Raw genomic sequence first — 11,008 nt, 5'->3', positions numbered from 1 at the left:
ATCCCCCGCCGCCTTCTGGCGGGGCCGGGCCGCCGCGCGGGGGGCCGAAACGTGGGGGGGGGCGCGGCGCGGCCCCCCCCCCCCACTTGGCTTATGGGTACGATTTACCCGGCATCCGGTAAGGCCGCTGGAGAGACAGGCATTACGTTCCGTCGCCAGAGCCACCCCGGAAGACGCATCTGGTCCCTCGCGGCGCTATGGTCGTATCTGGGGCATCCCGCCGACTACCGGCGGGGCCATGCCGCCCCGGAATTGGCCAGGACGGCTCCCAAACACGCCCCCGGCGCGAGCGAGGCACAATGACAGAGGTATTGTCCGCCTTGATACCTTCCGTGGTGGCCGCGGCAGCGGTGGTCTACGGCATCGTAAAGTTGGTACGTTCCGAAGCCGCGGGCCTGCGACCGGCACGGCAGCCACGCGAGAAGTCAGCGGACACACAGGTTCCTGAGAATCCGCAATCCTGAATTGTCAACAAGGGGAAACCGGGTATATGTTTGGCTGACGAATCAAACTATGCTCTGCGAAAGGATTGCCGGATGGCCAAGCACACGCAGGTGATTCTCATCGACGATCTCGATGGCGGCGAGGCCAATGAGACGGTCACCTTCGCGGTTGACGGCACCTCATATGAGATTGACCTGAGCGACGGCAACGCGAAGCGGCTTCGTGAGGCTCTGTCGCCTTTCGTCAGCAGCGCCCGGCGCGCCGAAAGCGGGCAGGCCCGTGGACGTCGTCGCGGTGCCGGTGGCGGAGGCGGGGGCCAGCGCGCCATGACCCGCGAGAAGAGCGCCGAGATCCGCGCCTGGGCGAAGTCTCACGGGCACCCCGTGAGCGAGCGCGGCCGCATTGCCGCGTCGATCGTCGAGGCGTACGAGGCGGCACACTAACTCGGCCTTGATCGTGCGGTTATGCCGGTCGTCGGACGTTCTGACGATCGCATAACCGCGCGATGTTGTTTGCGCTCCCTTAAAACCTCGTTCGCTTGCGGCGTATCGGGAACATGTCGGCCCCAGCAGGGGGTTGGATAGAGCGTGAACGCCCCGCTCTCGGGGAACCCTTCTGCCATAGGAGCGGTCGCTGGGTCGGGGCTACCATGCGGAACGACGAGCCGGATCTCCCTGGTTCGCCTGACCGCTCTGTGAGGAGCGACGAGATGTTCGAAAGGTTCACCGACCGTGCGCGGCGGGTTGTCGTCCTGGCCCAGGAAGAGGCCCGGATGCTCAACCACAACTACATCGGTACTGAGCACATTCTTCTTGGCTTGATCCATGAGGGTGAAGGCGTTGCCGCCAAGGCTCTGGAGAGCCTCGGCATCAGTCTTGAAGGTGTGCGCCAGCAGGTCGAGGAGATCATCGGCCAGGGCCAATCGGCGCCTTCGGGGCACATTCCCTTCACCCCTCGTGCCAAGAAGGTCCTTGAGCTGTCGCTCCGCGAAGCCCTGCAGCTCGGCCACAACTACATCGGTACTGAGCACATCCTGCTCGGCCTCATCCGCGAGGGCGAGGGCGTTGCGGCTCAGGTGCTGGTGAAGCTGGGGGCCGACCTCAACAGGGTGCGGCAGCAGGTCATCCAGTTGCTCCACGGCTACCAGGGCAAGGAGCCCGCGGCGGCCGGCGGGCCTCAGGAGTCCGCCCCCTCGACCTCACTTGTGCTCGACCAGTTCGGCCGCAACCTGACGCAGGCCGCCCGTGAGGGCAAGCTCGACCCGGTCATCGGCCGGGAGAAGGAGATCGAGCGGGTCATGCAGGTCCTCTCCCGGAGGACCAAGAACAACCCGGTGCTCGTGGGTGAGCCGGGCGTCGGCAAGACGGCCGTCGTCGAGGGCCTGTCCCAGAAGATCGTCAAGGGCGAGGTCCCTGAGACGCTCAAGGACAAGCAGCTCTACACCCTCGACCTCGGTGCCCTCGTCGCGGGCTCCCGCTACCGCGGTGACTTCGAGGAGCGCCTGAAGAAGGTGCTCAAGGAGATCCGCACGCGCGGCGACATCATCTTGTTCATCGACGAGCTGCACACGCTGGTCGGTGCGGGCGCCGCCGAGGGCGCGATCGACGCGGCGAGCATCCTCAAGCCGATGCTGGCCCGCGGCGAGCTGCAGACCATCGGCGCGACGACGCTCGACGAGTACCGCAAGCACCTGGAGAAGGACGCCGCTCTGGAGCGGCGCTTCCAGCCGATCCAGGTGGCCGAGCCCAGCCTCAGCCACACGATCGAGATCCTCAAGGGCCTGCGCGACCGCTACGAGGCGCACCACCGGGTCTCCATCACCGACGGCGCCCTGGTCGCCGCGGCCCAGCTCGCCGACCGGTACATCAGCGACCGGTTCCTGCCGGACAAGGCCATCGACCTCATCGACGAGGCCGGGTCCCGGATGCGCATCCGCCGGATGACCGCCCCGCCGGACCTGCGCGAGTACGACGAGAAGATCGCGAACGTCCGGCGCGAGAAGGAGTCCGCGATCGACGCGCAGGACTTCGAGAAGGCCGCGGCGCTGCGCGACCAGGAGAAGCAGCTCCAGCTCAAGCGGGAACGCCGTGAGAAGGAGTGGAAGGCCGGCGACATGGACGTCGTCGCCGAGGTCACCGAGGAGCTCATCGCCGAGGTCCTCGCGACGGCCACCGGCATCCCGGTCTTCAAGCTGACCGAGGAGGAGTCCCAGCGGCTGCTCCGCATGGAGGACGAGCTCCACAAGCGGATCATCGGCCAGGACGACGCGATCAAGGGCCTGTCCCGCTCGATCCGCAGGACGCGCGCCGGTCTGAAGGACCCGAGGCGTCCCGGCGGTTCGTTCATCTTCGCCGGCCCGTCCGGTGTCGGTAAGACGGAGCTGTCCAAGGCGCTCGCCGAGTTCCTCTTCGGGGACGAGGACGCGCTGATCATGCTGGACATGTCCGAGTTCATGGAGAAGCACACCGTCTCGCGGCTGTTCGGCTCCCCGCCCGGCTACGTCGGGTACGAGGAGGGCGGCCAGCTCACCGAGAAGGTGCGGCGCAAGCCGTTCTCCGTGGTCCTGTTCGACGAGATCGAGAAGGCCCACCCGGACATCTTCAACTCGCTGCTGCAGATCCTGGAGGACGGTCGCCTGACCGACGCCCAGGGCCGCGTGGTCGACTTCAAGAACACGGTCATCATCATGACCACCAACCTCGGCACCCGGGACATCTCCAAGGGCATCGGGGTGGGCTTCGCGAAGTCCAACGACGTCGAGAGCAACTACGACCGGATGAAGTCGAAGGTGCAGGAGGAGCTCAAGCAGCACTTCCGGCCGGAGTTCCTCAACCGTGTCGACGACATCGTGGTCTTCCACCAGCTCACGCCGAAGGAGATCATCCAGATCGTGGACCTGATGCTCGCCCAGGTGGGCGAGCGCCTGAAGGACCGCGACATGGGCCTGGAGCTGAGCCAGGCGGCCAAGCAGCTGCTCGCCGACCGTGGCTACGACCCGGTCATGGGCGCCCGGCCGCTGCGCAGGACGATCCAGCGGGAGCTGGAGGACAGCCTGTCGGAGAAGATCCTCTATGGGGATCTGCGTCCGGGTCAGGTCGTCAAGGTCGACGTCGAGGGCGAGGGTGACGCGGCGACGTTCTCCTTCGTCGGCGAGGCCAGGAGCCCTGAGGTTCCCGACTCGGCGGCGAGCATCGCCGAGCCGATCCAGAACTGACCCATCCGGTCGGGGTCAGATCCGACCGAACCACAACCGAGCCGGCTCACAACCGGGCCGGGCCGGTTGAACAGGCTCATTCGAAGGGCGCCCCACGGGGCGCCCTTCGTCTTTCCCGCCGCTGCCGGAGGCGGGAACGAGCGGCCGCCTCCCGTTGTCACGCCGCCTGCCTGGCCGTCCTTCACAGGGCGCGGGTACTTCCGTGAGAACCGGTCTCATTACCACTAAACGTAGTACTACACTCTGTAGAGTCGGCTGTGCCGAAGTGGTCTGCCACATCCATGGCTGTACGACTCGCTCGCTGTCATCCCCGCGGCGTACTGCGCGATCCGCTGAGGGGGGGACGCGCGGACCCGGGCCCTCGCGGGAAGCTCGGTACGCCCCGGGGCGGGTCCGGCGGCAAAGGACCGTCGTCCATGCGGCCGGGACGGGCCGTGGTGGCCAATGAGGTCTGAAGTGCTCAAACGCCTGGGAGGCACCTGATGCGCCTGTTGCACGACGACGGGACGCTCGTTCACCTGGCCTACAACGCGGGGGTCCACCCCGCGGACGACCTGGAGAACCTGATCGCCCATCTCACCCGCTACGCGGTCCCGGTGCGCAGGAGGCTGGGTGTCGACCGGCTGGGGATCGGCCTGTGGCTGGCGCCGGCCGTCGCCGACCATCTCATGGCCGACCGCATCGAGCTCGTACGGCTGCGCCGTTCGCTGGAGGAGCGCGGTCTGGAGGTCGTCAGCCTCAACGGCACGGGCGGCCGCAACCAGGAGGTGCCCGGCCCCGACTGGGCGAAGCCCGAGCGTTACCGGTACACGATGGCGCTGGCGCGGATCCTCGCGTTCCTGCTGCCGGAGGACGTCCGGTTCGGGAGCATCTCGACGATCCCGATAGGCTGGCGCCGCGACTGGCCGGCCGACCTGCACGCCATCGCCTCCCGCCGGCTGGAGCGGCTGTCGCGGGAGCTGCGCGGTCTCTACGGCGTCACGGGGAAGACGATCCGGGTCGGCTTCGAGCCGTGGCCGGGTTGCGTACTGGAGACGACCGAGCAGGCGCTGGAGCGGGTCGGCGACATCGACTCGGAGCATCTCGGGGTGTGCCTGGACGCCTGTCACCTGTCCTGTGGTACCGAGCGGCCGGACGCGGCGCTGCGCGGGCTCGCGCTCGCGGGCGCGCCGGTGGTGAAGCTGAGCCACGTGCATCACCACAGCCAGGAGATCCCGAGCACCCAGCCCGTGATCAAGGACACGCTCAACGCGATCCTGTCGGGGGCCGTGAACGGTTCCGCCCACATCGAGGTGGAGGCGCACGAGGGGACGGCGAAGGCGAAGGGCCCGGCCGCGCTGGTGGCCAGGCTCGCCGACGAGCTCGACTGGACCCGCGACAATCTGACCGCCCTGGGCCTGAAGCTGGCCGCCTGACCGAGGACGGTCAGCCGGGGAGCTGGTAGGTGCCGTCGGGGAGCACTTCGGCGAGGCCGTCGTCGAGCAGGCCGTCGAGGGACCGCTCGCGCTGCGCGTGGTCGGCCCACACGGCGTCCAGCGCCTCCTTGGGGACGGGCCTGTGCGCCTCGCGCAGGACGGCGAGCAGGCGCCCCCGGCACTGCCGGTCGGTCCCCGCGTAGGTCTGCCCCTGCCGTACGGGGCCGTCGTGGGCGGGACACCCGGCGAGGCGCCAGGCGCACTGGGAGGCGACCGGGCAGCGCTCGCACCGCGGCGCGCGGGCGGTGCAGACGAGAGCGCCCAGCTCCATCACGGCGACCGCCCAGCGGGCGGCGCCCACCGGCGGCACCAGCGACTCGGCCAGCCGCCGCTCCGCGGACGTGGGCGCCTTGGGCGGGTACTCCTCGCCGCGTACGGCGCGCACGAGCACCCGTCGGACGTTGGTGTCGAGCACCGCGTGGCTGCCGCCGTACGCGAAGCTGGCGACCGCGGCCGCGGTGTAGTCGCCGATGCCGGGCAGGGCGCGGAGGGCCTCGTACTCCGACGGCACGCGGCCTCCGTGCTCGGCCGTGATGGCGCGAGCGCAGGCGTGGAGGTTGAGGGCGCGGCGGGGGTAGCCGAGCCGTCCCCAGTGACGTACGGCCTCGCCCGGCGGCTCCTTGGCGAGCGCCTCGGGCGTCGGCCAGCGGGCCATCCAGTCCACCCAGACGGGCAGCACCCGCGTCACCGGTGTCTGCTGGAGCATGATCTCGCTGACCAGGATCCCCCACGGCGTCGCGTCCGGGCGCCGCCACGGCAGGTCCCGGTTGTGCTCGGCGTACCAGTCGAGGATCGGTTCACGCAGTGACGCGGCCACCGTCCGACCCTATCGCCGTGCTTGCCCCTTCATTTCGGAAAAGGCCGCGCCCGGTGGTCCGTCAGGGTGCGGTATGGCGCGGCGAGCCGTTTCCCCTGGCGCGCCACGGCTCTTCATACTGTGCGTATGGATCCGGACACGTTCCGTGGTGATGTCGGTGTCGAGGGCGCGGACGTCTACTGGCGACGCCGCGTGTCGGTGCTCACGGGAATGCTCGTCGTCGTGGCGATAGTGGCGTGGGCGTGCAGCAGCGCGTCGGGGAGGCCGGACAGCTCGGAGGCGGTCAAGGCGACGCCGGGCGTCGGGGACACCATGGTGGTGTCGCTGCCGTCGGGGGTCGCCTCGAAGGCCCCGTCGCCGAGCGGGCCGGCCGTCCCCGGCATGCCTGGCAGACCGGGGGCGCTCGCGTCGCCGTCTCCGTCCGGCTCGCCGCCGCCGTCGCCCTCCAAGCCCCGCCGTCCCGGCGACCCTTGCGACTCCGGCGACCTGGTGCTGGCGCTGCAGAGCGGCCAGGACGTGTACGGCAAGGACGCCGCGCCGACCTTCGTGCTGACCGTCGTCAGCACGGGCCGGATGGAGTGCACGGTGGACGTGGGGCCGCGCACGCTGGAGATGCGCGTCCTGTCGGGCGGGGAGCGGATCTGGTCGACCGCCGACTGCGTGGCGGGCGACGGGGTGGACAGGCAGCTCCTGGAGCGGGGCATCCCCTACGTCCGCACGATCCGGTGGGACCGCCACCGCTCCGGCACCGACTGCGACGGGAGGCGTCCGGCGGCCGACGCCGGCACGTACGTCGCCACGGCGCACGCGGGGCCGATCAAGAGCTCGAAGATCGTCTTCCATCTGCGCTGAGCGGCGGCCTGCCTGCGCTGCGCGGGCCGGGCCGGCTCAGGCCTCCGCCTGCGTCTGAGCGTGTCCCATGATCATGTGATGGGAGAAGGCCTAGGCCGATCGTCCAGAAGGCGGCCGGGGCTTTTGGCCGATGTGGGGGCGGTGGCTGCGTTTTAGGGTCGAGCCATGGCTTTCACTCCAGTCGAAGCGGCGTATTTGGCCGGTCAGCGACACGGACGGCTGGCGACCATCGCGCCTGACGGCACACCGCAGAACAAGCCCGTCGGATTCAGCCACAACGCCGAGCTCGGCACGATCGACATCTACGGCTTCGGGATGGAGTCGTCGGCCAAATTCCGCAACATCCGGCTCCGCCCGGATGTCTCCTTCGTGGTCGACGACGTGGTGGGCGAGGGGGCGTCCGGTGTCAGACTCCTGGAGATCCGGGGCCGGGCGGAGGCGGCGTCGCTGGCAGCACCTCCGGCCGAGCACATGAGCACCCGCTTCATCCGCATCCACCCGCGCCGGGTCGTCGCCTACAACATCGATCCGGACCGGCCGGGTTTCTACGGCAGGGACATCACCCGTGATGAAGCAGGCCGGTGATGGTGGAGACGGCGGTCGTTCTGGGCCCCGGCGGCCCGGTCGGTACGGCGTGGCTGGCCGGGCTCGCGGCGGGGCTCCGCCGCGAGGGGGCCGACCTCGGCGCGGCCGATCTGATCGTCGGCACGTCGGCGGGGGCGATCGTGGGAGCGATCCTGGCCAGTGGCGGAGACCTCGGCCGGCTCGCCGTGCTGCCCCCGCCGGCCAAGCCCGGCGGCGTGCGCATTGATCCGCAGAGACTCGCGGAGGTGTTCGCGACGCTCCGCGACACCGAGCTTGAGCGGGCCGAGGTCCTGCGCCGGATCGGCCGGCTCGCCGTCACCGCGTCGACCGGCGACGAGGACGCCGCCATCGCCCGGATGCGATCCTTGATCGGCACAGCGGAATGGCCGGACCGGCCGCTCCTGATTCCCGCGGTGGACGCCGAGACCGGCGTGGCGGTGATATGGGACCGGCACGGCTCCGCGTCACTGCCTCAGGCCGTGGCCGCCGGCATCGCCTTCCCCGCGACCGCGCCGCCGATCACCGTCGACGGGCGTCGCTACATCGATGGTGCTCTCAGGGCCGGGACCAACGCCGATCTGGCCGGTGACGCGCGCGTCGTGATCGTCGCTGAGCCGATGGCGCACATGTCCGGTACGAACGGTGTCACGGCGGGTGAAGGAGTGGTCGTACGGCTGGTCCCGGATGCCGAGGCGATCGAGGCCTTCGGACCGGACGTCAACGATCGCGCCATGTGGGGGCCCGCGTATCAGGCCGGAGTCAGACAGGCTCCGGACGCCGCCCGGCGTATCAGGGCGTGTTCTGTGATCGCGTGACAGGTTGCCGGAGCCGGGACCCGCTTACCGGGACACTCCTAGAGGTACCGCTCGAGGATCGACGACTCGGCGAGCCTGGACAGCCCTTCGCGGACGCTGCGCGCCCTCGTCTCGCCGACGCCGCCGACGGTCTGGAGGTCGTCTGTGCTGGCCGCCAGCAGCTTCTGCAGGCCGCCGAAGTGGTCGACGAGCCGGTCCACGATCGTGCCGGGCAGCCGCGGGACCTTGGCGAGCAGCCGGAAGCCGCGCGGGCTCACGTGGGTGTCGAGCGCGCCGGCCCCCGTGTGCCCGAGGACGTGGGCGACCTTCGCCAGGTCGAGCAGGTCGGTGGACGACAGCTCGTCCAGCTCTCGCATGGCCTCGGGGTGACGGCCGGGAAGCCGCCCCAGCGGGCCGGGCACGTAGTCGCGGACGATCTGCTCGCGGTCCGGCTCCACCCCGGCCACCAGTTCCTCGAGCTGGAGCGACAGCAGCCGCCCGTCAGTGCCGAGCTCGACGACGTACCCCTCGATCTCCCGTGCGATGCGGCGCACCATCTCCAGCCGCTGGACGACCACGGCGACGTCCCGGACTGTGACGAGATCCTCGATCTCCAGTGCCGACAGCGTGCCGGCGACCTCGTCGAGCCGCATCTTGTAGCGCTCGAGTGTCGCGAGCGCCTGGTTGGCCTTCGACAGGATCGCGGCCGACTCCTCCAGGACGTAGCGGATGCCGTCGAGGTAGAGCGCGATGATCCGCATCGACTTGCTGATCGCGATGACGGGGAGCGACGTCTGCTTGGCCACCCGCTGGGCGGTCCGATGGCGGGTGCCCGACTCGTCGGTCGGGATGGCCGAGTCGGGCACGAGGTGGACGGCCGCCCGGACGATGCGGAGGTCGGCGCTGTCGAGCACGATCGCGCCGTCCATCTTCGCCAGCTCCCGCAGCCGGGTCGCGGAGAACTCCACGTCGAGCTCGAATCCGCCGGTGCAGATCCGCTCGACCATCCGGTCGTACCCGAGCACGATGAGACCGCCGGTGTGGCCGCGGAGGATGCGCTCCAGCCCGTCGCGCAGGGCGGTGCCCGGCGCGAGCGCGGCGAGCACGGCCCTCCTGCGCTCGTCAGGTCCCTTGTCGTTGTCCTGCACATGACCCCCGCGGTCGGACGGCGACTCCGTCGTAGACGGCCCCTGCGGGCTCAATCACCCGTGTAGTTTACCGGCGTTACCGCGCCATTACCTGATGTGTGTGAGGGCGTCCCACACGTTCTCCACCTCGGTCACCTGGAAGCCGGGGGTGAGGGCGCTGATCCGGGCGGTGGAGCGCAGGGCGACGACGCGGCCACCGCCGGGCGGGGCGTCCTTGCGTGCCGCGTCGTCGTCGAGGGAGCCGGCCGGGACCAGCGCGCGGGTGAAGCCGAGCCGGGAGGCCTCCGCCAGCCGCCGCCGCACGTCGCGGACCGCCCGCAGCTCACCCGCGAGGCCGACCTCGCCCAGCGCGACCAGCCCGGGCGGCAGCGCCTGGTCCCCCGCCGCGCTGACCACCGACAGCATGAGCGCCAGGTCCACCGCCGGGTCGGTCAGCCGGATCCCGCCCACCGTGGCGGTGAACACGTCGCACCTGCCGATCTTGGCGTTCAGGCGCCGCTCCATGACGGCCAGGACCATCGCCACACGGTAGGAGTCGAGGCCCGAGGACGTGCGCCGCGGCTGCGGGGCCTCCGTCGGCCCCACCAGGGCCTGCAACTCGGCGGGTATCGGCCGGGTGCCCTCGATGGTGACCGTCACGCACGTGCCGGGCACCGGCTCGGGGTGCCGGGAGATGAACAGCCCGCTCGGGTCGGTGATCCCGGTGATCCCGCGCTCATGCAGGTCGAAGCAGCCGACCTCCTCGATCGGGCCGAACCGGTTCTTGATTGCGCGCACCATGCGCAGGCGGGAGTTGCGGTCCCCTTCGAAGTTCAGCACGACGTCGACCAGGTGCTCCAGCACGCGGGGGCCGGCGATCGTGCCGTCCTTCGTGACGTGGCCGACGAGCACCGTGGCCATCGCGTTCTCCTTGGCCAGGCGCACCAGGTTGCCCGCGACCTCGCGGACCTGCGTGACGCCGCCCGGCACGCCGGTGGCCTCGGCGGAGCCGATCGTCTGGATCGAGTCGACGATCAGCAGGCTGGGCCGTACCTTCTCGACGTGGGTGACCAGGGCGGACAGGTCGGTCTCCGCGGCCAGGTAGAGCCGGTCCTCGATGGCGCCGATGCGGTCGGCCCGCATCCGGACCTGGGCCGCGGACTCCTCGCCCGTCACGTACAGCACGGTCTCGCCGCGGGCCATGCAGGCCGCGGCCTGCAGCAGCAGTGTGGACTTCCCGATGCCCGGCTCGCCCGCCAGCAGCACGACCCCTCCAGGGACGAGGCCGCCGCCGAGGACGCGGTCGAGCTCCGAGACCCCGGTGGGGCGTGCCTGCACGTCTTCGGCCCGTACCTGGCCGATCGGGACGGCGGGCGCGGAGACCGCCCCCGCCTTGACCGCGTGCACGCCCTGCCGTGCGCCGGCCTCGTCGACCGTCCCCCACGCCTGGCACTCCCCGCACCGGCCCACCCACTTGACGGTGGTCCAGCCGCACTCACCGCACCGGTACGTCGCCTTCGCCGTCTTACTCACCGGTCCTCCTCCACAGCCGGTTCGCGACGCTGCTGTGTTCCCTGGCTCGCTCGCTTCGCTCGCTCACCGGGCCTCCTTCGTCGGCCGGTTCGCGACGCTGCTGTGTTCCCGGCTCGCTCGCTTCGCTCGCTCACGTCCGGAGATTATCCGGCCGGGGCGACAATCCC

At 70.3% G+C, this 11,008-nt stretch carries 9 protein-coding genes; 6 read left to right on the top strand and 3 right to left on the bottom strand.

The window, feature by feature from the left end; translation table 11 throughout:
• The first annotated feature begins 536 nt into the window (after nt 1–536).
• The 3 genes from AB0B72_RS30995 to AB0B72_RS30985 all read left to right on the top strand — a co-directional run bounded on the left by AB0B72_RS30995 (nt 537) and on the right by AB0B72_RS30985 (nt 5,073).
• Entirely contained in the window at nt 537–887 is a 351-nt protein-coding gene (locus AB0B72_RS30995) for an Lsr2 family protein (protein WP_367742784.1), read from the top strand.
• Between the two features lie 266 nt (nt 888–1,153).
• Nucleotides 1,154–3,658 carry an ATP-dependent Clp protease ATP-binding subunit gene (locus AB0B72_RS30990; RefSeq protein ID WP_367742782.1) on the top strand — a complete coding sequence of 835 codons (2,505 nt, stop codon included), beginning with the start codon at nt 1,154–1,156 and terminating at the stop codon, nt 3,656–3,658.
• Between the two features lie 482 nt (nt 3,659–4,140).
• The gene (locus AB0B72_RS30985; RefSeq protein WP_367742781.1) at nt 4,141–5,073 is read left to right on the top strand and encodes a sugar phosphate isomerase/epimerase family protein; all 933 of its coding nucleotides are present in this window, start codon (nt 4,141–4,143) and stop codon (nt 5,071–5,073) included.
• A 10-nt stretch (nt 5,074–5,083) separates the two neighbouring features.
• Here the strand turns inward: AB0B72_RS30985 and AB0B72_RS30980 are convergent, their stop codons facing one another.
• Entirely contained in the window at nt 5,084–5,950 is an 867-nt protein-coding gene (locus AB0B72_RS30980; protein WP_367742780.1) for an A/G-specific adenine glycosylase, read from the bottom strand.
• Nucleotides 5,951–6,076: 126 nt separating this feature from the next.
• Between AB0B72_RS30980 and AB0B72_RS30975 the strand changes: the two genes are divergently transcribed.
• From AB0B72_RS30975 to AB0B72_RS30965, 3 genes are all read left to right on the top strand, one after another.
• On the top strand, nt 6,077–6,802 hold the full coding sequence (locus AB0B72_RS30975) for a hypothetical protein (protein WP_367742779.1): 726 nt from the start codon (nt 6,077–6,079) through the stop codon (nt 6,800–6,802).
• Between the two features lie 165 nt (nt 6,803–6,967).
• On the top strand, nt 6,968–7,387 hold the full coding sequence (locus AB0B72_RS30970) for a PPOX class F420-dependent oxidoreductase (RefSeq protein WP_367742778.1): 420 nt from the start codon (nt 6,968–6,970) through the stop codon (nt 7,385–7,387).
• Nucleotides 7,387–8,202, top strand: a complete 816-nt coding sequence (locus tag AB0B72_RS30965; RefSeq protein ID WP_367742777.1) for a patatin-like phospholipase family protein — start codon at nt 7,387–7,389, stop codon at nt 8,200–8,202. The genes AB0B72_RS30970 and AB0B72_RS30965 overlap by 1 nt, the downstream gene beginning before the upstream one ends.
• Nucleotides 8,203–8,240: 38 nt before the next feature.
• On the opposite strand, the gene disA is transcribed toward AB0B72_RS30965, so the two are convergent.
• Both disA and radA read right to left on the bottom strand, forming a co-directional pair.
• Entirely contained in the window at nt 8,241–9,329 is a 1,089-nt protein-coding gene (disA, locus tag AB0B72_RS30960; protein ID WP_367742776.1) for a DNA integrity scanning diadenylate cyclase DisA, read from the bottom strand.
• Between the two features lie 87 nt (nt 9,330–9,416).
• Complete coding sequence (radA, locus tag AB0B72_RS30955) at nt 9,417–10,841, bottom strand: DNA repair protein RadA (RefSeq protein ID WP_367742775.1); 1,425 nt, start codon at nt 10,839–10,841, stop codon at nt 9,417–9,419.
• Between the last annotated feature and the right edge of the window lie 167 nt (nt 10,842–11,008).

It is taken from the genome of Microbispora sp. NPDC049125 (assembly GCF_040802045.1).
In the GTDB taxonomy this organism is placed as follows: Bacteria; Actinomycetota; Actinomycetes; order Streptosporangiales; family Streptosporangiaceae; genus Microbispora.
Note: the sequence above shows the minus strand (reverse complement) of the source record. Positions and strands in the feature narration are given on the sequence as shown.